General features: G+C 68.0%; 20 protein-coding genes and 1 pseudogene. 6 read left to right on the top strand and 15 right to left on the bottom strand.

Translation table 11 applies throughout. The features are described from left to right. Positions 1–14: 14 nt before the first annotated feature. The 8 genes from FFS72_RS04235 to FFS72_RS04200 all read right to left on the bottom strand — a co-directional run bounded on the left by FFS72_RS04235 (position 15) and on the right by FFS72_RS04200 (position 9,496). Positions 15–2,867, bottom strand: coding sequence for an FtsW/RodA/SpoVE family cell cycle protein (locus FFS72_RS04235; RefSeq protein WP_137872787.1), 2,853 nt, complete (start codon positions 2,865–2,867; stop codon positions 15–17). A 15-nt stretch (positions 2,868–2,882) separates the two neighbouring features. Then, entirely contained in the window at positions 2,883–4,097 is a 1,215-nt protein-coding gene (locus FFS72_RS04230) for a hypothetical protein (protein WP_137872786.1), read from the bottom strand. Between the two features lie 248 nt (positions 4,098–4,345). Beyond that, a complete protein-coding gene (locus tag FFS72_RS04225; RefSeq protein WP_137872785.1) occupies positions 4,346–4,966 on the bottom strand; it encodes a dihydrofolate reductase family protein in 621 nt (206 codons plus the stop codon). Between the two features lie 61 nt (positions 4,967–5,027). After that, complete coding sequence (locus FFS72_RS04220; RefSeq protein ID WP_137872784.1) at positions 5,028–6,017, bottom strand: 1-aminocyclopropane-1-carboxylate deaminase/D-cysteine desulfhydrase; 990 nt, start codon at positions 6,015–6,017, stop codon at positions 5,028–5,030. Positions 6,018–6,391: 374 nt separating this feature from the next. Next, on the bottom strand, positions 6,392–6,907 hold the full coding sequence (locus FFS72_RS04215; protein WP_137872783.1) for a putative immunity protein: 516 nt from the start codon (positions 6,905–6,907) through the stop codon (positions 6,392–6,394). 28 nt (positions 6,908–6,935) lie between these two features. Continuing rightward, complete coding sequence (locus FFS72_RS04210) at positions 6,936–7,964, bottom strand: LCP family protein (RefSeq protein ID WP_137872782.1); 1,029 nt, start codon at positions 7,962–7,964, stop codon at positions 6,936–6,938. 115 nt (positions 7,965–8,079) lie between these two features. After that, positions 8,080–8,484 (bottom strand): DUF4259 domain-containing protein, encoded by a 405-nt coding sequence (locus FFS72_RS04205; protein ID WP_137872781.1) that lies wholly within the window; start codon positions 8,482–8,484, stop codon positions 8,080–8,082. A 124-nt stretch (positions 8,485–8,608) separates the two neighbouring features. Beyond that, positions 8,609–9,496, bottom strand: a complete 888-nt coding sequence (locus FFS72_RS04200; RefSeq protein ID WP_137872780.1) for a helix-turn-helix transcriptional regulator — start codon at positions 9,494–9,496, stop codon at positions 8,609–8,611. Positions 9,497–9,702: 206 nt separating this feature from the next. Here FFS72_RS04200 and FFS72_RS04195 point away from each other — a divergent pair, with 206 nt between their 5' ends. Both FFS72_RS04195 and FFS72_RS04190 read left to right on the top strand, forming a co-directional pair. Continuing rightward, entirely contained in the window at positions 9,703–10,596 is an 894-nt protein-coding gene (locus FFS72_RS04195; RefSeq protein ID WP_137872779.1) for an aldo/keto reductase, read from the top strand. Positions 10,597–10,624: 28 nt separating this feature from the next. Beyond that, positions 10,625–11,662 carry an alcohol dehydrogenase catalytic domain-containing protein gene (locus FFS72_RS04190; RefSeq protein ID WP_171018557.1) on the top strand — a complete coding sequence of 346 codons (1,038 nt, stop codon included), beginning with the start codon at positions 10,625–10,627 and terminating at the stop codon, positions 11,660–11,662. A 71-nt stretch (positions 11,663–11,733) separates the two neighbouring features. On the opposite strand, the gene FFS72_RS04185 is transcribed toward FFS72_RS04190, so the two are convergent. Both FFS72_RS04185 and FFS72_RS04180 read right to left on the bottom strand, forming a co-directional pair. After that, positions 11,734–12,216 carry an SRPBCC family protein gene (locus FFS72_RS04185; RefSeq protein ID WP_137872778.1) on the bottom strand — a complete coding sequence of 161 codons (483 nt, stop codon included), beginning with the start codon at positions 12,214–12,216 and terminating at the stop codon, positions 11,734–11,736. Positions 12,217–12,219: 3 nt separating this feature from the next. Beyond that, positions 12,220–12,579, bottom strand: a complete 360-nt coding sequence (locus FFS72_RS04180) for an ArsR/SmtB family transcription factor (RefSeq protein ID WP_050066302.1) — start codon at positions 12,577–12,579, stop codon at positions 12,220–12,222. A gap of 87 nt (positions 12,580–12,666) precedes the next feature. Between FFS72_RS04180 and FFS72_RS04175 the strand changes: the two genes are divergently transcribed. After that, the gene (locus FFS72_RS04175) at positions 12,667–13,404 is read left to right on the top strand and encodes an MBL fold metallo-hydrolase (protein ID WP_137872777.1); all 738 of its coding nucleotides are present in this window, start codon (positions 12,667–12,669) and stop codon (positions 13,402–13,404) included. A gap of 57 nt (positions 13,405–13,461) precedes the next feature. Here FFS72_RS04175 and FFS72_RS04170 read toward each other — a convergent pair whose 3' ends face one another. After that, a complete protein-coding gene (locus FFS72_RS04170; RefSeq protein ID WP_137872776.1) occupies positions 13,462–13,971 on the bottom strand; it encodes a hypothetical protein in 510 nt (169 codons plus the stop codon). Between the two features lie 198 nt (positions 13,972–14,169). Between FFS72_RS04170 and FFS72_RS04165 the strand changes: the two genes are divergently transcribed. Next, positions 14,170–14,700, top strand: coding sequence for a hypothetical protein (locus FFS72_RS04165; protein ID WP_137872775.1), 531 nt, complete (start codon positions 14,170–14,172; stop codon positions 14,698–14,700). 12 nt (positions 14,701–14,712) lie between these two features. Here FFS72_RS04165 and FFS72_RS04160 read toward each other — a convergent pair whose 3' ends face one another. Both FFS72_RS04160 and FFS72_RS04155 read right to left on the bottom strand, forming a co-directional pair. Further along, positions 14,713–15,984 (bottom strand): serine hydrolase domain-containing protein, encoded by a 1,272-nt coding sequence (locus FFS72_RS04160; RefSeq protein WP_137872774.1) that lies wholly within the window; start codon positions 15,982–15,984, stop codon positions 14,713–14,715. Positions 15,985–16,130: 146 nt separating this feature from the next. Continuing rightward, positions 16,131–16,733, bottom strand: coding sequence for a TetR/AcrR family transcriptional regulator (locus FFS72_RS04155; protein ID WP_137872773.1), 603 nt, complete (start codon positions 16,731–16,733; stop codon positions 16,131–16,133). Between the two features lie 127 nt (positions 16,734–16,860). Here FFS72_RS04155 and FFS72_RS04150 point away from each other — a divergent pair, with 127 nt between their 5' ends. Then, positions 16,861–17,772 (top strand): oxygenase MpaB family protein, encoded by a 912-nt coding sequence (locus FFS72_RS04150; protein WP_137872772.1) that lies wholly within the window; start codon positions 16,861–16,863, stop codon positions 17,770–17,772. 114 nt (positions 17,773–17,886) lie between these two features. Then, the gene (locus FFS72_RS04145; protein ID WP_212744322.1) at positions 17,887–19,404 is read left to right on the top strand and encodes a long-chain-fatty-acid--CoA ligase; all 1,518 of its coding nucleotides are present in this window, start codon (positions 17,887–17,889) and stop codon (positions 19,402–19,404) included. Between the two features lie 15 nt (positions 19,405–19,419). On the opposite strand, the gene FFS72_RS04140 is transcribed toward FFS72_RS04145, so the two are convergent. Next, positions 19,420–19,725 (bottom strand): WhiB family transcriptional regulator, encoded by a 306-nt coding sequence (locus FFS72_RS04140; RefSeq protein WP_137872770.1) that lies wholly within the window; start codon positions 19,723–19,725, stop codon positions 19,420–19,422. A gap of 36 nt (positions 19,726–19,761) precedes the next feature. Beyond that, positions 19,762–20,016 (bottom strand): annotated as a pseudogene (locus FFS72_RS04135) (glucose-6-phosphate dehydrogenase (coenzyme-F420)); the annotation flags it as partial.

The following is a 20,016-nucleotide window of genomic DNA, read 5'->3' as shown; positions in this document are numbered from 1 at the left end:
GGTGCCGCGCCCCCTCACCCCGGCGGTGCCGCGGTGGCCGCGGGTGCCGCCGGTGCCGGGGCTCCGAAGTACCGCGCGAGGATCGCCTTCACCACGGGACCCGATGTCGCCGAACCGAACCCGCCGCCCCGCACCATCGCAGTCACGACGATCTCGGGATTCTCGAATGGCGCCACCGCGGAGAACCATGCGTCGAGCCCCTTCCCCGGCGCCGACGGATCCTCCGCCGTCCCGGTCTTGGTGCCGGCGGTCACCGGCAGATCGGCGAGCTGTCCACCCGTACCCACCGTGGCCGAGGCCCGCATCCCGGCCCGGACGGGACCGAGCAGGTCCGCGAAAGGAAGCCGCCGCGGCTGCTCCGTGTCGACGGGGACAACGGTTCCGGCGTCGTAGCCCGCGGCCAGTTGCGGTGTCACCATCGCGCCGGTGCCGACGCCGACCGTCCACCTCGCCACCTGCATCGGCGTGGCGGTCACGGTGCCCTGCCCGATACCCATGAGCAGGGTGGACCCCGGATACCAGGTGGACCCGATCTCGCCGACCGACGCGGGCGTGCCGAGGAACCCGGTGGCCTCGCCGGGCAGATCGATTCCGGATGCCCGACCCACACCGAGCTGATCGGCGACCTCGGCGATCCGCTCGGGCCCGAGAAGTTCTGCCAGCTTGTAGAAGTAGACGTTGTCGGACGTCTGGATGGCCTGCAGCATGTTGTGCGGGCCCATCGGTTGCCAGTTGTTGAACGTGTGGCCGCCGTACGTGTACGAGGCTCCGGTCGCGATGACCTGGTCGGGTGACAGCACGGGGTGGACCATGTCGGCCGACGCGGTGACGATCTTGAAGGTCGAGCCGGGCGGCGCCGCCGTCTGGAATGCGTGGTTGAGCATCCGGCCGGGTCCGGGTCCCCCGGTCTGCGACGCAAGGGCGACAAGGTCGACGGGCGGACCGTAGACGTTGTTGTCGAAACCGGGCACGCTGGCCAGCGCCAGCACCGCGCCGGTGCGCGCGTTCATCACGACCGCGGCACCCAGGTCGCCGCCACTGCTGCGCACCGCCTGCGTCAGCCCGTCCGTCGCCAGGTTCTGCAATCCCATGTCGAGGTGCAGCCGCAGGTCGTGCCCACGGATGGGGTCGACCCGTTCACCCGCGGCAACCGGACGCCCGGACGGGTCGACGTACATGCACTGTTTTCCGTCGCTGCCACGCAGCAGTGCGTCGTACTGCTTCTCGAGGCCCGCCTTGCCGACTCGCGATCCGAGCGCCAGATGGTTCCAACGCTCCATGTCCTCGGGGTCGCCGACACCGACGTAGCCGAGGATCGATGCGAGCGTCGTACCGAACGGGTAGTGCCGCTTTCCGGACGGCGCCACCAGTACGCCCGGTATGTGTGCGTCGATGACGGCCCGCGCCTGATCGGGAGTGGCCCTGCCGAGGACGGCCTGCACCTCCCCCTCACGCAGCTCGTCGAGGGGGGCGTCCACCTCCGCGGGTGGGAGCCCGAGCAGCGCCGCGAGTTGCCCCCGCGCACCGAGGTTCGACTCGTCGAACAGTCGGGCGACGACCGACACCGTGTACTCGGGCACGTTCGTCGCGAGCGGCACTCCGGTCCGGTCGAGAATGAGTCCCCGCTCGGCGGGCAGCCGGATGCACCGTTGCATCTGCTGGTCGCCGAGCGCGCGCAACTCCGGACCGCGTTCGGTCTGCAACTGCCATGCGAACACCGACATCGCGACGAGCGCGGCGGTGACCGCGAGCGACCCGACCGTCATTCCTCGCGGGCGCCCACGGCGCTTGGACGGCGGCGCCCACAACGGTCGCGCGACGCCGTCCCGCCGCACCGCGAGCACCAGCCCGATCGCGACGAACCCGACGATGGCGACCGTGCCGCCGTAGCTGAACAGCGGGATCGGCATTCCGGTGTGTGGCAGCACGGACAGGCTCGCCCCGACCGACAGGATCGCGTGCATCCCGAACAGGACACCGACACCGGCCGCGACGAGTGCGCCCTGCCTCGTCCGGGCGCGCCGGGCGGCGAGCGCCGACCGCCACGCGATCACGAGGGACGCCGCCACGACCGCCAGCCCGGCGATCAGCCCCCACCCGTACACGACGCTCGCGAACGCGAGGTCGTGTTCCGACTCCGGGAGGTACTGCGCGCGCAGGGCGTACATGGGGTCGCGCGCCAGACCCCACAGCCCACCGCTGCCGACCGCGATGTCCGCCTGCAGTGATGCCCAACCCGGACCGCTCGGGTCGGCCTCGCTCGACAGGAACACGTGGATCCGTTCGAGCTGGTACGGGCGTAGGAACAGGACGGCGAGGGGCATGGCGGCGACCCCGAGCGTGAACAGCGGGACCAGGGGAAGCAGTGGGACCCTGGCGAGCACGAGCATCAACGCAGCGGTCGCCGCCATCACCACGGCCGTCGACAGGTCGGGTTGCATCGCCACCAACGCGACCACCGTCGCAGCGATCGCGAGCGTCGCCAGCAGCCGGAGCGTCGAGTAGCCGCGGGCGAGCACCGTCGCCGCCACCAGGACCAACGCGAGTTTCGCGATCTCCGACGGCTGAACGGTGAACAGGCCGAAGTCGAGCCAGCGCTGCGCGCCCTTGACCGAGACCCCCACGAACGGCACGGCCGCCAGCATCACGACGGATGCCCCGAGCATCCACCAACCGAGCCGGCTCAGCTTGTCCACCCGCATCCGGGAGACCACCCACATCGCGCCGACCCCGACGACCGCGAAGCCCAGTTGCCGGACGGCGAACGAGGTGAGCCCGATGGAGACCAGGTTAAGCAGGCCGAGGACGACGAGGACGAGCGCTGCCGTGACGATCCACGGATCGGATTCGCGGTCGTTTCCCCGCATGGAATTCCCCACGCCTCAGCAGGTCGCGTTCTCGGCGGGCACCAACAACGGCTCCGAGGCGGCGGCGGCGGGGGCGCTGGTCTCGGCGACGACCGCAATCGCGGGACCGGCCGGCAGGTCGGTCTTGCCGATGCCGTACACCTGCTCGCGCCCCGGCTCCGTCGGCATCGTGACGTCGGCGCTGGTGCGCACCTCCCCCGAGCAGCGGTCGTGGACGACGAGCTTCCAGGTCACCGTGGAGACCGCCTTGGACGGGTCGTAGTTCACGTCCACCCGCACCAGGCATGGCTGCCCAGCCGTGCACGCCCCTTCGGCGAAGGTCGCGGTGACGGCGGTGATCGGACCGGCACTGCCCGGAGGACCGGACGGGACGGGCGCGGGCGCGACACCGCCCGACGGCGGTGACGGTTCGGGTGGCGGTGACACCGGGTCGATCGCGTTCGGGTCCGGAGGATCGTCCGGACTCAGGACGGCGTTCCAGCCCCGGCCCATTTCGGACCAGACGCGGGGAACGGCCACCGCAGCCCCGGTGAGGATCACGATCGCGAGCAGCGAGAAGATCACGACGCGTCGGGACGGGCGCCTCCGACGCTCGTCCCACACCTTGTGGACGGGCGGAACCCAGCTTTTCGACGCGAGGGATCCGGCGTCGGTGAAGTGCAGGTCCTGCGCGGTCGGCGCCTCGGTGACGAGCCGGCCGTCCGGAAGCGGGTGTCCACTCGCCACCGTCACGAGCTCGCCGATCTGACGACGCCGCCGTTCCTCCGCGTCCGGGTCGAGGTCGGGCGCGACTGCTACCCGAACCTTCCGCACCAGGTCCTGCAGATCCTTTGCCGCCGAAACGGATTCGGTGAGCCTGTCGACGAACTCCGCCTTACGGCAGTTGGTGGCGATGCTCCGGACGACACCCGCGACCGCGTCCGTGACGTCCGGGGCTGGTCCGGTCCGGCGGGTCATCCGCTCGAGTGTCAGCCGACCGGACTCGGCCACCGTGACGGCCGCGCCCCGAACGGAGGACGGCTGCCTGCCGAGTCCACGTGCCGACTCGACCTGATCGATCACGTCCGTCACGAGCAGCGCAGCCTGGGGCGGTGTCAACTGTGCCACCGCGAGGAGGTGGCGCAGCGGAACCGCGCCGTCCCCCATCCTGTCTGCCGTGTGTTCGTGCGGTTCGGGCGCGACCGCATGTGCTCGCCTGCCCGTGTGAAGTCCCGACACTGCTTCGATCATCGCGCTTCCCGAAGACGATGCGCCGCCCGTGCTTCACTACCTGACAGCTGCGGGTGGCCGGCTGACTTGGGCTGTACTTTCTACTGTCGAATTCTCGTGGGTTGGTTGGAACCATTTAACTCCGATCCGGTGCGGGGGGCACCGGAATCTCGACGCTCGAAGGTCTCGCTTCGGTGACTGTCAGTCGGCGTCGTCATCGATCCGTATCCTTTGCGACTCAACACCTCTGACGCACGGCGGCCACGGTGTCATTCGACCGGATCGGCCGGGTAGCTCGGACGGCCGTTCGGCCGATGGACCTGGATCGTGACACCCTTCGAATCGACACTCGACTCGACCAGGTCGAGCGCGATGTCGGGCCCGTTGTCGGGGAACAGTCGGGTGCCCTGGCCGAGGATCACCGGGACGACGATCAGAGTCATCTCGTCGACGAGGTCCCGTGCGAGCAGCCAGCGGACGAGGGTGCCGCTGCCGTGCACCTGCAACTCCCCCTCGGATGTCGCCTTCAGGTCGGCGATCGCCGCGGCAAGGTCACCCGTGAGCAGGGTGGTGTTCTCCCAGCGCACCTCGGTGAGCGTCGTCGAGGCGACGTACTTGGGCGTCTCGTTCAACGTCACACCGATGGGGTGGGCGCGCATCTCCGGGACCGTCCCCCAGTACCCGGCGAAGAGTTCGTAGGTCCGCCGACCGAACAGGAACGCATCGGCCCGCTGGTACGTCGAGGTGATCAGCCCCATGGTCTCCGCGTCGCCCGCCCCGAGTGCCCAGCCGCCGCGTACGAATCCGTTCCGGCGGTCCTCGTCCGAGGCGCCGCCGTTCCCCTGCACCACACCGTCGACGGTCACCTGCGTCATGGTCGTCAACTTCATGTCCGTGCTTCCCCACTCCTGCCGGACGTCCCGATCCGCGGACGAGACCTGCGGCGAGACGTCATCGAGGTCCGTTCGTGTTGAGGAACAACACCGGAGCGTCACGGCTCCATCGGCCGCCCGCGTCGAGGTCGAGCAACGCTGCCATCGCCTTGCCGGTGTACACCGGTTCCAGGGCGAGATTCTCGCGTTCCCGCGCCAGGGCCAGCGCAGCCAGCGCGGCAGGAGTGGGGTGTCCGTAGCCGGGGCCCAACCAATCGCGGGTGACAACCAGCGGGGACGGCTGCGCGTCCGGCAGCGCGGCGCCGCGGTCGGTGAGCAACTTCGCGGTGCGACGCGCGAGCCGCTCGAGGGTGTGCCGGTCCAGACGCAACGTGTCGTTGACGACGACGGCGGTGACCGTGACGTCCGACAACCCGGCCAACCCCAGGCCGAGGGACAGGCCGGCGGCGGTGCCTCCGGAGCCGACGGGAACCACGACGCTGCCCGGCCTGGGCAATGCCCCCTCGCGGATCTGCTCGGCCAGTTCGAATGCTGTCTCGACGTATCCGAGGGCACCGACGGCGTTGGATCCGCCGGGTGGGATGAAGCAGGCACGGCGGTGTCGGGCCAGCAGCCACGGCACTGTGGCGACCGTCCGCACCTTGCTGTGGGTGAAGTACAGCCGCGCGCCACTGTCGCGCAGTCGCTGCAGTTGATCCCGGACGTGATCGTCCATGGGCTGGTCGACCAGCGCCAGCGCGGTGTCCACCCCGTGCTCCCGGCAGTAGCGGGCGGTGGCCAGCCCCCAGTTGGTACCCAATCCTCCGACGGTGATCACCGTCCTGCGATCGCGGCGCAGGACGTCGGCCAGCAGCCATTCCAGTTTCCGAACCTTGTTTCCGCCCCAGCCGCCGTCTCCGTACGCACCGTCGTCCTTGAGCCAGACCGAACCGGACGCCGTGGGCAGGTGGGTCAGTTCACGCACCGGACTCGGTCCCGTACCCAGGGGCAATCGGGGAAGACTCGCCTTCAGAGTGGGAAAGCGTCGATGCAGGTGCGTCTCGGTCATGGGTCCATGATGGGCCCCGACACATTCCCGGGGGTGTTTTGTCGCCCTCGAAGCCTTCTACTGAACAAAGTCCACGTGGTCAGGGAGCGGTATCCGGTTTACCTCGTGCCATCACGGAGATCCACCACTCGTCGAGCGGACTGGGATCGGGCCAGCGGATCGGTTCGTCGGTCGAGGGTGTGGGCTCACGGTCCACTCCGGAGGTCCGCTGCAGCGGCTGACGGCCTGCTTTGACGCGATGCACAGTTCGGGGCTCCCCTCGCGCAGGTGGGCCCGCCCAACACGAGCGCCACCACCGATCACGGTAGGAGCATGCCCCGCAGCGTCCATGTTCACACCTGTGGCGCGTCGCATTTCGGTTCGAGAACGATTACTCAGCAGTCGAACACCGACCAGCAGATGTCGTTGCGCAACCGCTGGTCATCGAGAACCAGCTCGCGGATCGTGTCCGGCAGTTGGTCTCGCTGCCATCGGCATTCGCGCCGCCCCGCAGCTTCGGCCTCGGCGGCAGGCGCAGCCGCTCGTGCGGCCTTGATCGCGTAGGCGGCCGCACCGAGGTCGTGAGCGGCGACGTGCGCGACGGCCCCCGCCTGCCCTGCCGCGTAGGCGGCATGACGGGCCGCTCCTCGCAGGTCTCGAGCGGCCCCCATCGCGTGGCCTCCTGCCGCACGTGCCTGCATCATCGGGACCTCCCCACGCACCCACGCGCGGGCATGCTCGATCGCCTCCCGCGGCCGCGGGTCGTCAGGCCGCTCCGACTCGAAGAGGGGCAGGACGTGTTCCGCGCACGACGCCGCCCACAGTGCGAGCAGGTGGTGATCCTCGTCGGTGAGGGTTCCGCCGCGGCGGATCGTGATGAAGCGCGGATCTCGAACCTTGGGGAGTATCACCGTTGGCGTGCCTTCCGTCGGCCGTCGTTCACCCACCGCCGACGCGGTGCAGCGTCGCGACGTCGTCGCGAGCGAAGGCGTCCCGCAACTGTGCCAGAGCGACGTCGTCGGGCCTGATGATCGACTGCCCGCCGAAGGTGGTGTCGATGCCGGAGGTGGGGATGGTGACGTAGTGGTGTTGGCCGCGGGCACCGTAGAGGCGGTAGCCGAGTGACATCGCCGTCCGCCAGTCGAGCTCACTGTCCACCGTCACGTACGGGGCGAGTTCGTCGACGACGGTGTCGAGGTGCGAGGGGTCGGTCACGGCGTCGCCGGAGAAGACGCGGTCGGTGATGCCGCGGGCGACCGCCTGCTGATTCTTCACTCGCGCGAAGTCCGCGTCCGGGAATGCCTCCTGCTCACGTACGAAACGCATCGCCTCCGCGCCGTCGAGATGATTGGCGCCGCGCACGAACTCGAACCCTGCGCTCGTGAAGGCGCGGTCGCTGCGGACGTCGATTCCGTTCACCGCGTCGACAACCGAGGCGAGGCCTGCGAGGTCGACGATCGCGAGGTGGTCGATTCTGGCGCGCAACAGGTTCTCGACGGTCTCGACGGCCAGGGGCGCTCCGCCGAGTTCGACTGCCGCGTCGATCTTGTCGAATCCGTGGCCGGGGATGGGCACCCACAGGTTCCGCATGATCGACACCACATGGACGGTCGACCGATCGGCGGGCAGGTGCACAAGCATCATGGAGTCCGTCTGGCCGGCCTGCGGCGCGAGCGGTGTCCCGCCTGCCGCACACGCCTTGTCGACACCGATCAACAGGATGTTCGTCGCCTGCGTCTGCGCCGGACGTCGCTCCTCGTCGGGGAACGCATCCTGCGTGGACGTGATACCACTGCTGTACGAGTGGGCCACGCGAATCGTCAGGTAGCCCGCGTACCCGAACACGCCCACGGCGACGACCGCGCCGGAGAACAGGACCGCGCCGACCCCTCGGGCCGCGCGGCTCCGCATGCGCGCCGACCCCACGCTGTTTCGGGGTGCGTCGTGATCCGTGTCGTCCTCGTCCATCTCGTCCTGCCGTCGGAGCGTGAAGTGTCCGAGCCTGTATCGCGGATCAGCAGGATTCTGCTACGCGAGTCTAACGACCATAATCGAACTCACAGTGGACGGCGACGCGAAGTGCTCAGCGCGGCTGCTTCAGACCCGCCAACCTGCTCTCGATCGGCGCGCGCCACTCCTCCAGATCCTCAGGACCGTTCTCCGCCCACAGCTCGAACAGTTCGGAGGTGTCGGCGTCCGCGATGGTGCGTTCGAGCGTGACGACGATCCACGCGCGCTGCTCCGGTGTCAGCGACGCGGCGTAGCGGGCCGCGTCGATGCCGTCGAGAGGTCCTGGCGCCGGAAGCAGTCCATCGGCCACGGCGACGACCTCCGCGAGTGCGATCGCGGCCTGCGCGTCGTCGGCCTCGAGATAGTCCCCGCCGACATGACCTGCGTAGTCGTCGATGTCGAACTCGCCTGCGCGAAGCGCTGCGAGCAGATCACACGCGCCGTCGTTCTCGAACGGCCCCGAACCCCAAGTTCCCATGCCCACGACGATACGAGCGAGTACCGACACAGCCGGAATCTCCACGCTCCGGAGCCTGCGCACACCCGTCACGCTCCCGGCGCTTTCCGCGCATCCGGGCTCCTGGGTGTGGCCGCGCTCCGGATCAGGACGGCACGACGAGAGTGGTCGCCGCCCACGAGGTGAGCAACTTGAGACCGTCGTCGGACGGCGACCCGGGCACCGCCGTGTACACATTGAGTTGCAGGCCGGAATCCACGGGCAGCAGCAGCGCCTCGTAGTCGAGTTCGAGGCGACCCACCGCCGGGTGGTGGAACACCTTCGTGCCCGTGCGGTGCAGGCGGACGTCGTGGGACGCCCACATGCGACGGAAATCCTCACTACGCGTCGACAACTCGCCGACAAGGGCGATCAGTTCCCGGTCGTGTGGGTTCCGTCCCGCCTCCGACCGCAGGATCGAGACGGCATCGTGCGCGGCCTTCTCCCAGCGGTCGCCCCAGAACCGTTGCGCCGCCCCGGTGTCGAGGAAGTGGAATCTGGCGGAGTTCACCGGCTGCTTCGCCACCCGCTCGGGTGAGTCGTACATCGGCGCATACAGTGCGCGGCCGAGCAGATTCGCGCCCAGCACGTCCAACCGGCCGTTGCGCACCAGAGCGGGCACCGTCTCCATCGAGTCGAGGATGCGCTGTACCACCGGACGCAGCCTGCCCGGCGCCGTCCGCCGGGCCCGCGACCGAGCGGCACCCGACGCGTTCGCGGACCGGGACAGGTCGAACAGGTGGCTGCGTTCCGCGTCGTCGAGTTGCAGTGCCTCTGCCAGCGACTCGAGCACCCCGTCGGACACCCCGCGAAGATTGCCGCGTTCGAGACGCGTGTAGTAGTCGACGCTCACTCCCGCGAGCATCGCCACCTCCTCGCGGCGCAGTCCCGGCACCCGACGATTGCCGCCGTACGCGGGCAGTCCCGCCTTGTCGGGGGTGATCCGGGCACGCCGCGACGCGAGGAACTCGGCCGTTTCCGCCTTCAGATCCATGCCCTCGACGGTACGACCGGAACACCCGTCGTGGGAGGTACCGCCAGTACCCGGCACGCCCGGAACTCTCGGCGGCGTGGATGCAGGACGCCTACCTGCTCACGATCGGGGCGGCCTGCTGATCGACCCAGGCGCTCGGACATTCCCGCCAACGGGGTAACACCAGGCCCTCCCTGAATCCTCGACTCCTTCCTACCGTGAAAGCCATGACCGTGAATCCCGTTCCTACCCTCACCCTGAACAACGGCGTCACGCTGCCCGCGCTCGGCTTCGGGGTCTTCCAGACGCCACCGGACGAGACGATCGCAGCCGTGGAAGCGGCCCTGCGCACCGGCTACCGGCACATCGACACCGCTGCCGCGTACGGCAACGAGCGCGAGGTCGGTGAGGCGATCCGCCGCTCGGGCATCGACCGCGCGGACATCTTCGTCGAGACGAAGGTGTGGATCAGCGACTACGGCTACGACGCCACGCTGCACGCCTTCGACAAGTCGGCGGGAAAGCTGGGCCTCGACCAGCTCGACATGCTGATCCTGCATCAGCCGCTGCCCACCCGTTTCGACCTGACGCAGGACGCGTACCGGGCGCTCGAGACACTGCTCGCCGACGGGAAGGTCCGCTCGATCGGCGTCAGCAACTTCATGCCCGACCACCTCGATCGGCTCACCGCATCGGCGAACGTGGTGCCCGCCGTCAACCAGATCGAGATGCACCCGTACTTCCGGCAGCCGGCTGTGCTCGCCGCTGACGCGGTGCACGGCATCCTCACCCAGGCCTGGTCGCCGATCGGCGGGATCACCTTCTACCGCGACGGCCGCAACACCAGCACCCTCGACGATCCGACGCTCCGCGCGATCGGCGAGAAGCACGGCAAGTCCGCAGCCCAGGTGATGCTCCGATGGCACCTGCAGCAGGGCCGGTCAGCCATCCCCAAGTCTGTTACACCGCACCGCATCTCGGAGAACTTCGCCGTCACCGACTTCGCCCTCACCGACAGCGAGCTCGCGGCGATCGACGCCCTCGACACCGGAATCCGCGGCGGCCCCGAACCCGCCTCGCTGACCCTCGAGAAGTTCGGCATCGCCATCCCCGAAGCCTGACCCACTTCACGAACAGGAATCCGTCATCATGCGAGCAACATTCATGTACGGCCCCGGCGACGTCCGGGTCCAGGACGTGCCAACCCCGACGATCCACGAACCGACCGACGCCGTCGTCCGAATCACCCTGGCCTGCGTGTGCGGGTCCGACCTGCACCCGTACCACTCGATGACGCCGAGCGAGCGCGGTTCCGCGATGGGCCACGAGTTCATCGGTGTGGTCGAGGACGTCGGTTCCGCGGTGACCACACTGAAGCCGGGCGACCTCGTCATCTCCCCGTTCGCCTACTCCGACAACACCTGCCCCTATTGCCTGGACGGCTTTCACACCTCGTGCCGGCACGGCGGCTTCTACGGTTCGAACGGGGTCGGCGGCGCCCAGGCCGAACTGGTCCGCGTCCCGCAGGCCGCGGGCACTCTGGTGAGGATTCCGTCCGACGTCGACGAGAAGTTGCTGCCGTCCCTGCTCACCCTGTCCGACGTCTACCTCACCGGGTATCACGCCGCACACATGGGACGCGTGGCACCGGGTAGGACCGTGACCGTGATCGGTGACGGTGCCGTCGGACTGTCCGCCGTCATTGCCGCGAAACAGCTGGGCGCCGAACGGATCATCCTGATGGGACGGCACACCGTCCGCACCGATCTCGGCCGCGACTTCGGCGCCACCGACGTGGTCGCCGACCGCGGTGCCGACGGCATCGCGCAGGTCCTCGATCTCACCGGCGGCGAGGGATCGCACATCGTTCTCGAGGCGGTCGGCCACATGCCCGCGTACGAACAGGCCTACGGCATCGTCCGGCCCGGCGGCGTCATCTCCCGGGTCGGGGTCCCCCAGTACGAGTCCGCCCCAGTCGGATTCGGGTCGCTGTTCGGCAAGAACATCACCCTGACCGGCGGACCCGCCCCGGTCCGCGCGTACATCGAGGCTGCGATTCCCCAGGTGCTCGGCGGGGAGATCGAGCCGGGTCGCGTCTTCGATGCCGAGACCTCGCTCGACGATGTTGCCGAGGCATACCGGCTCATGGACTCCCGCGAAGCACTCAAGGTGCTGGTCCGGCCGTAGGTCCGCTCATGCACGGGTGCGGTGCGAGGCCCGAGGTCGACGACCTCGGGCCCCGTACCGCAGGCGCGCCGTCAGGCCAGGAACGCGTCGATCTGGTTGATCGCCAGCGTGGCCCCCTCGACCACACCCATGTCCAGCACCGTCTGCAGCCCTTCGGCGGAGGCGTAGGTGCTCACGTACGTGGCCCGGGTTCCGGTCTCGGTTGCCGCGAAGGAGTAGACGTTCTTCGACACCGGCAGTTCGGGATTCGGGTTGAACTCCTCGTCGGCGAAGCCGTCCTCGAACGCGAAGCCGGTCGGCTCGTCGACGGCCGTGATCTGCCAGTAGCCGGCGTACTTCTCGCCCTCCGGACCGGTCATGAAGTACGTGACGCGGCCACCGGGCGTGAGGTCGTGGTCCACGAAGGTCGCCGGGAAGGTCGGTGGCCCCCACACCTTTTCCAGTTGACGCGGGTCGGCGTAGATCTGCCAGACTCGCTCCACCGGAGCTGCGAACTCGGCGGTGATGGTCAGGGTCAGGTTGTCGAGGTCGGGCTTGACGTCGATAACAGGCATCGTTCAGTCCTCCTGCGTTGATCCGGATACGACGGGTGAATCGAATGCGATGAGTTCGTCGATACGGGCGATGCGACCGCGCCACACCTGTTCGAACTCGGCGAGCATGGACGCCACCGACCGCACGGCCGCGACGTCGCCACTGGCCAACTGCTCCCGGCCGTTTCGCCGTTTGGTGAGCAATCCGGCCTTCTCCAGTACGGAGACGTGTTTCTGCACTGCAGCGAAGCTCATGTCGTACTGCTGCGCGAGCGACGACACCGAGTGCTCTCCGGCGAGGACACGGCGCATGATGTCGCGTCGGGTCCGGTCGGCGAGCGCGTGGAACAGGGCGTCTGCCCGGTCCTCGTCATCTCCACTCACCCTCCCAACATACAACCGATTGGTTGTATGTCAAGAGCTGAGTGGAGCACCGACCGTCCAGCGCCACCCGTCCTCCAGAATGGGCCGGTGACCAACCTCGACGAAGTTGCCCCCGACGTCTTCCGCATCCTCGGCACACACGTGAACATGGTGCTCCTCCGGGACGGCGACGCACTGACGCTGATCGACGGCGGCTATCCCGGTGACGTCGGTGCCGCGGAGTCCGCGATCCGCTCACTCGGGCGCCGCCCCGAGGACGTCCGCGGCATGCTGCTCACCCACGCCCACATCGACCACATGGGCACCATCGTCGACTTCCACCGGCGCTACGGCATTCCCGTGTTCACCGATCCGGTCGAGGTCGCGCACCTGCGCCGCGACTACCTCGAGCAGGCGACCGCGAAGGACTTCGTTCCGATGCTGCACCGCCACGGTGTGGCGCGGTGGCTGGCGAGCATTGCCCGGGCCGGAGCCACGAAGCAGCTCTCCGTCAGCGACGGCCTGGCGTTTCCGGCAGCGGGAGCCCTCGACCTGCCGGGCGCGCCAGTCCCCGTCGCCACCCACGGCCACACGTCCGGACACACGGCCTACCACCTGCCGCAGCACGGCGTCATCGTCACCGGCGACGCCCTGGTCACCGCCCATCCCCTGTCGAAAGTGTCCGGCCCGCAACTACTCCCATCCGTGTTCGACCACGGTCACGGCGACACGGCGGCCGCGCTCGACCACTTGGCGGCCCTCGACGCCGACACGATCCTTCCCGGGCACGGACCCACACTGGCGATGCCCATCGCGGAGGCCGTCGCGGAGGCGCGGGCCCGCTGACCGACCGTGACGACAGTGGCCCCGACGGTGAATCCGGCGGGGCCACTTCGCACCTGCTCACATGCCGTAATCGGCTCCGTACCCACCCGTTTCAGTGCTGATCTCGGTGTGGGAGTAGCCCCCGTCGGTGTGAAGTTCGCTCTCGGCGGCGTAGTCGACGCCCACCCCGGCATCGAATGCGGGAAGGCCGCCGTCCGGGTTTCCGTACACGTCGAAGTCGAACTCCGCGCCCGCCACGACGCTGCCACCACCGGCGATGCCCGCATCGACGGAATCGATGGTCACCTCCGTCGTACCCGCTTCGGAGGACAGGTCGACCGAGTCGAAGCTTCCGCCCGCCTGGAACTCACCCGCGGCCGACACCTGCCCGCCACCGTCGACACTCAACTGCGGCACACCACCCGGCGCACTGAACTCCACCTCGATACCCGCACCGGCCGACGTGCCCGCCGCCGCATCGAAGCCGACGGTCACGGACTCGGTGGACACATTCACGGTGGCGGCGGGGTCGCTCAGCACGTCCGAGAGGTCGATGCCGAGGTCCGTGAGTGCGTTGTTCTCCGTCATTCCAGTTCCTTTCCGAATCGGGACCGAATGTCCCGGCGTGCCTTCCCGGATAGGTAGATGCGGGCCGCCGCAGGAAAGTTCCCGAGCGTCCGAGAACGACTCCCCCGCCGACCGTTCTGTAACGAATTCCGGTTCCGCACCGACAGTCTGGTGTGGAGCAGGGCTCCATTTTCGCGTCGTCGATCAAGGGGAGGATTCATGGGTAACCGGAGGATTCGTCGTACAGGCGCTGCAGTTCTCGGGGCGGCAGCCCTCAGCACGTCGGTCATGGTCGGGGGCGGTGCGGTCGCGAACGCGGAACCGTCCACGACGACCATGACCTGTTCGAGCAACAACCCGCTGTTCTGGGCGCCGCCGTTCACCTGGACCGTCACCGCGTCCTCGGGCGCGTCGCTTCGTCCCGGCGGTGCCGCACTCGAGCCGTCACTGCTCCTCAGCGGCGGCAACGAACTGCCCGCACCCCCGGCCGGGCTGATCCCGAGCATCGGGCCCAACTGGTACGGCAACCGCGTACTCGTCGACTGGACGAACCGCGACACCAAGGAGTCGGGTCACAGCGTCAGCGACGAATCCGCCTGGCTGCAGAAGCCGAGCATCCCGATCAACCGGACGTGGACCGGCACCGGCGTCGTCGACTTCACCGTCACCGTTCAGACCGGTGGCGCCTGGTGGTTCGTGAACCCGCAGAACGCGGTCTGCAAGGGCACCGTCAGCATCCTGCCCGCGTAGAACCTCCTCGGCTCACCGGGTCGGTGTCGGCATCGGCGGCGGTGAGCCGAGGGGCAGGCCCTCGTACACCTGATCGAGGACGACGGGCAGCAACGCGTTCGCCGTGGTTGCACCGTCAGGTGACAGTGTGAGGTTCGTCCAGATCACGATCGTGACGTCGTTGTCGGGGTCGTGGCCGATGAACGAATTGAATCCCGGCAGTTCACCGCCGTGGTAGTACATCGCGACCCCCGGCCCGAACTGCTGATAGCTGATGCCGTATCCGTACTGCTGGCCGTCCGGGGTGTCGGGATCTTCGGCCCGCCTGCTGTCGTACCACTGCTGCTGCATGTCGGCGTCGAACACCTCTCCCGAGACCAGCGCGTCGATCCACGTCGCCAGGTCGTTCGCGGTGGAGATCGCGCCGCCCGCCGCGGTCGCGTAGGACGGGTTCTGGTGGGTGTAATCGAGAGGCGCGACGGTCCCCGCGCGGGCCGCTGCCGCCAGGTCGTCCGGATACGGTTCGTCGACCAGCGCGTACTTCGATTCGCCGTACATGTATCCGTGCGATAGCGGGCGCGGGATCGACACGTCGTCGGCGGCAGGCAGCGAAGTCTCGTTCAGTCCGAACGGCCGGAACAGGCGCTCCGCGAACTGCTCCGCGAGCGGACGCCCGCCGACCTTCTCCGCGACGAGACCCAGCAGCGCGTAGTTGGTGTTGTTGTACTCGTACTCGGCGCCGGGCGGGAAGTTCGGTGGCTGCGCGAAGGCGATATCGAGCACCTCCTGTGGCGTCCACGCCTTCGCCGGGTCGGCGTCGATCGTGGCGGCCAGCTCCGGCGCCTCGGTGTAGTTGTACAGGCCACTTCGCATGTCCAAAAGCTGTGCGATGGTGATGTTCTCACCGTTCGGTACGCCGGGAACGAACTCTGAAACCGGGTCGTCGAACGCGAGCAGTCCGTCCTGAACCAACAGCATGATCAACGCCGACGTCAGCGTCTTGGTGTTCGACGCGATCCGGAAGTGGGTGCCGGCGTCGGGTTCGAATCCCGTCCCCAGTTCGGTGGTGCCCACGGCCGCGTCCACCGTGCCCTGTGGAGTACGTACCCGCACGAAGGCTCCGGGCACCCGCATCTGCATTGCCGCCACGTCGACCGCGGCCTGCAACGCGTCCTGGTCCACGGACTTGACCACGCCCGAGGCCGTCGACGGGGCGGTCTCCTCCGACGGCTCGGTGGTCGTCGAGCACCCCGTGACCAGAACGAAGGCCGTGACGCACATGGTCGCGAAACGAAGAACCGTCATCGAGCATCACCGCCGTGGTAGCCGGAGCCCTACATGGTCGATCCCATCCTAGGACCCGGCCGAGCAGGCGGTCACCGCTTCATGAACCCGACCAGGTTGTCCCGCGGCCTTGCGGACGAGCACCATTTCGAGAGTCGTGGTGTCCGCTACCGAGTGACCGGGGCGTCGTCGTGCGTCGGTGCGACCAGGTCCTCCTCGGCCAACGCCTGCTGGAAGTAGGTTTCGAGCGCCCACCGCAGTGCACTACGTGAGCGGTGGGTGGCGTTCTCGTAGCCGACGAGCAGGTACATCGCGACGGTCGCGTATCGGTCGGCACGTTCCCGATCGCCGATGGCGTCGAAGTAGGCGTCCGAGATGAACCGCCTGCGCTCCTCGTCCGCATCGATCTGGATGGCCCGAACGGCGGGGTCGTGGGACGCCCAGACGCGGATCGCGGCCTCCGATTCGTGCGGCAGCGCAAGCGCGACGTCGATGAGGAAGCGCAGGCGTTGCACCGGGTCGGTGACGTCACGGGCACTGCTGATGAACCGGTCGCTCTTCTCCTCGCGCCAGTAGCGGATCAGCGCCGACGTGTAGTCGCCCCATTTCGGAAACGCGTGGTAGAAGGACCCGGTCGTGGCACCTACCGCCTCGCACACCGTTGCGAGCTTCAGGCCCGCGTGCCCATGGTTCGCCAGCACGCGAAGTCCCGCCTCGAGGTAGCGCAGTTGCGCACCTCGTGTCGGCGTCCGCTTCCTGTCCTCGTCCACCACGGCCACGCTCCCTTCTGTCGACGTTCCGCCTGGTACAGCCTGCGGAACCTGAACCAGTGTGACCCCTTGCACAAAACAATAACTCGACTTACGCTCACTGAACGAACGCTAAAGGAGAGTCGACGTGAGCAAGCGAAACCCGAATATCGGCCTCGATCCCGAGACGCGATACGTGGAGATCTACCGAAACCTCTCGACCTACGAGTTCCCCTGGGACATCAACCAGTCCCTGAGCTTCGCCCTCTTCCGCACGTACGCCGTCCCCAGCATCGGCAAACTGCTCGACGAGACCGGCGCCTTCACGAACGACACCCAGAAGCGCTACGACGACACCTCGATCCTGCTCGAACTGCCCCTCCTCGACGGCTTCGACAGCAAGAACGGCAAAGCCGCGTTGCGCCGCATCAACCAGATGCACCACATGTACGACATCTCCAACGCCGACTTCCTGTACGTCCTGTCGACCTTCGTCGTCGTACCTGCGCGCTGGATCGAGAAGTTCGGATGGCGCCAACTCACCGCTGCCGAACTCCGAGCCTCGGTCCGCTATTACCAGACCCTCGGCAAGCACATGGGCATCAAGGACATCCCCGACACCTTCGAGGACTTCGCGACCTTCATGGACGCCTATGAGGCCGAGCACTTCGCCTTCGACCCGGGTGCCCGTCGCGTGGCAGACTCCACCCTCGACCTTCTCGCGTCGTTCTACCCGAGTTTCGCGAAGCCGGTCATCGACGTCTTCAGCCGTTCGCTCATGGACCAGTCGCTGCTCGCCGCGTTCCGCTACCGAGACCCCGGAACGTTCGCGCGACGCGCCTCCGAGGGCGCGCTCAAGATCCGCGCTCGGATCGTCGCCGTCCTGCCCTCGCGGCGCACGCCTCTCCACGTCCACGACATGCCTCGAATCAAGAGCTACCCCAACGGGTTCGACATCCCGAAGATGGGAACCTTCACCCCGGGCTGCCCCGTGCGCCACACCGCCGCCGACTCGGCCGGCGCGGACGAGCCCGCACCGGAAAGCAGCCCCGCGAACTGATCCCACTTCCGGGCGGGGCGCCCCCTCCGCCCCGCCCGGAATCCAATCCGAAAGGCAACAGACGTGCCCTCACATGTCTCCGACCAACCGCACCTCGCCAGGCGCAATCACTGGATGAACCAGGTGCAGCGGCATGCCACAGCACTCGGCAACCGCTCCGCCATCAGATTCACCGGGACGACCACCACCTGGTCCGAACTGAATGACCGTGTCCACGCCCTCGCCTCCGCGTTCGCGGCACGGGGCGTCGGGTTCGGCGACCGGGTTGCGCTGGTCACCGGCAACCGACCCGAGTTCATCGAGACGGTCCTCGCCGCCAACCTTCTCGGCGCCATCGCCGTACCGATCAATTTCCGGCTCACCGGCCCCGAAGCCGGCTACATCCTGAACGACTGCGACGCCAAGATCGTCGTCGTGGACGACATCGGACTCCCGATCGTCACCGCCGCGCTGCCCAAGCTGACGAATCCACCCCGGGTCGCCGTCGTCGCTCCCGACCCGGCGGGTTACGAGCTGTACGCCGATCTGCTCGCTGCCGAGGCGTCGACGGCCGAACTGCCGGATGTGCCCGAGGATTCTCCCGCGCTGATCATGTACACCTCCGGAACGACCGGGAGGCCGAAGGGCGCGGTCCTCACCCACCTGAACCTGCAGTCGCAGGGGACCACCGTGATGCGCGCCTTCCAGTACGTGGACGAGGACGAGGTCAACCTCGTCGCGTCACCGCTGTTCCACATCGGCGCGGTCGGCTCGGTCATCCCCACGATCTACGTCGGCGGCACGCTGGTCATCCACCCGACCCGCGCATTCGTCGCGACCGAGATTCTCGACACGATCGAGTCCGAGGGCGTCACCAGCATCTTCCTCGTGCCCACGCAGTGGCAGGCCGTGTGCGCGGAACCGACTGTGCCGCAGCGGGATCTCGCCCGGTTGCGCATCCTCGGCTGGGGTGCCGCCCCCGCATCCGACACGCTTTTGCGGACCATGTCGGACACCTTCCCCGGCGCAATGAGCATCGCGCTGTTCGGGCAGACGGAGATGTCCCCGGTGACGTGCGTCCTGCACGGCGGGGACGCCCTCCGCAAGCTCGGGTCGGTCGGCCGTCCCATCGCGTCGGTGTCGGCACGGGTCGTGACGCCGGACATGCGGGACGTGGCACCCGGCGAGGTCGGCGAGATCGTCTACCGCGGACCGGGAATGATGCTCGGCTACTGGAACAAGCCGGAGGCCACCGCCGATGCGTTCCACGGCGGCTGGTTTCATTCCGGCGACCTCGTCCGCGTCGACGAGGACGGCTTCGTGTACGTCGTCGACCGCGCGAAGGACATGATCATCTCCGGCGGCGAGAACATCTACTGCTCCGAGGTGGAGAACGTGCTGGCCGGTCACCCCGACATCGTCGAGGTCAGCATCGTGGGCCGTTCCCACCCGGTGTGGGGCGAGACGCCCGTCGCGTATGTGGCGCTGCGTGATTCCGCCGTTCTCGACATCGAGTCGCTGCGCGAGTGGGCGTCGAGCTCCCTCGCCCGCTACAAGCTGCCGACCGTACTGGTACTGATCGACACCCTGCCTCGCAACGCGTCCGGCAAGGTACTCAAGAACGTCCTGCGCGAGCAGGTTCAGCCGGCGTGACGCCGGTCCGGCCGGTCAGTGCGCCATCCGCCTGACCGGCCGGCCGTCGCGGTACCGTTCCGACTCCGACGTTCCACCCCAGATCCCGTACTGCTCACCGATGTCCACGGCGTGCTGCCGACACTGCTCGATGACCGGGCACTGCGCGCACAGCGCCTTCGCGGTGCGAATGCGCCACGCTCGAGTCGGGCCACGTTCGCCTTCCGGATGGAAGAACATCGCGCTGTCCATGCCGCGGCATCGCGCCCGTAGCTGCCATTCCCAGGACTCCGCCGTTGCGGTGGGAAGTGTTGCTGCCGAACCGATTCGAGCCATCGCCATAGGTAGACGGTCCTTCCGTGTCGAACGACGGGGCAATCAGGCGAGTGCGCGCAGCCGCGGCGCCAAATCCCGCTCGAACAACTCCAGAAAACGCCGCTGATCATGACCCGGCGCATGAAACACCAAATGATTCAACCCAGCATCCACATACGCCTTGACCTGCTCCACCGCATCATCCGGATCCGACGCCACAATCCACCGCTTCGCCACCTGCTCGATCGGCAACGCATCCGCCGCCGCCTCCATCTCGATCGGATCCTCGATCGAATGCTTCTGCTCCGGCGAAAGCGA

Source organism: Rhodococcus sp. Q (assembly GCF_005503035.1).
GTDB lineage: Bacteria > Actinomycetota > Actinomycetes > Mycobacteriales > Mycobacteriaceae > Rhodococcus_G.
Note: the sequence above shows the minus strand (reverse complement) of the source record. Positions and strands in the feature narration are given on the sequence as shown.

Bases quoted from the DNA above. Each gene is read 5' to 3' on its own strand.
- FFS72_RS04235 (WP_137872787.1), bottom strand. From the start codon at position 2,867: ATGCGGGGAAACGACCGCGAATCCGATCCGTGGATCGTCACGGCAGCG.
- FFS72_RS04230 (WP_137872786.1), bottom strand. From the start codon at position 4,097: ATGATCGAAGCAGTGTCGGGACTTCACACGGGCAGGCGAGCACATGCG.
- FFS72_RS04225 (WP_137872785.1), bottom strand. From the start codon at position 4,966: ATGAAGTTGACGACCATGACGCAGGTGACCGTCGACGGTGTGGTGCAG.
- FFS72_RS04220 (WP_137872784.1), bottom strand. From the start codon at position 6,017: ATGACCGAGACGCACCTGCATCGACGCTTTCCCACTCTGAAGGCGAGT.
- FFS72_RS04210 (WP_137872782.1), bottom strand. From the start codon at position 7,964: ATGGACGAGGACGACACGGATCACGACGCACCCCGAAACAGCGTGGGG.
- FFS72_RS04205 (WP_137872781.1), bottom strand. From the start codon at position 8,484: ATGGGAACTTGGGGTTCGGGGCCGTTCGAGAACGACGGCGCGTGTGAT.
- FFS72_RS04200 (WP_137872780.1), bottom strand. From the start codon at position 9,496: ATGGATCTGAAGGCGGAAACGGCCGAGTTCCTCGCGTCGCGGCGTGCC.
- FFS72_RS04195 (WP_137872779.1), top strand. From the start codon at position 9,703: ATGACCGTGAATCCCGTTCCTACCCTCACCCTGAACAACGGCGTCACG.
- FFS72_RS04190 (WP_171018557.1), top strand. From the start codon at position 10,625: ATGCGAGCAACATTCATGTACGGCCCCGGCGACGTCCGGGTCCAGGAC.
- FFS72_RS04185 (WP_137872778.1), bottom strand. From the start codon at position 12,216: ATGCCTGTTATCGACGTCAAGCCCGACCTCGACAACCTGACCCTGACC.
- FFS72_RS04170 (WP_137872776.1), bottom strand. From the start codon at position 13,971: ATGACGGAGAACAACGCACTCACGGACCTCGGCATCGACCTCTCGGAC.
- FFS72_RS04165 (WP_137872775.1), top strand. From the start codon at position 14,170: ATGGGTAACCGGAGGATTCGTCGTACAGGCGCTGCAGTTCTCGGGGCG.
- FFS72_RS04160 (WP_137872774.1), bottom strand. From the start codon at position 15,984: ATGACGGTTCTTCGTTTCGCGACCATGTGCGTCACGGCCTTCGTTCTG.
- FFS72_RS04145 (WP_212744322.1), top strand. From the start codon at position 17,887: ATGAACCAGGTGCAGCGGCATGCCACAGCACTCGGCAACCGCTCCGCC.
- FFS72_RS04140 (WP_137872770.1), bottom strand. From the start codon at position 19,725: ATGGCGATGGCTCGAATCGGTTCGGCAGCAACACTTCCCACCGCAACG.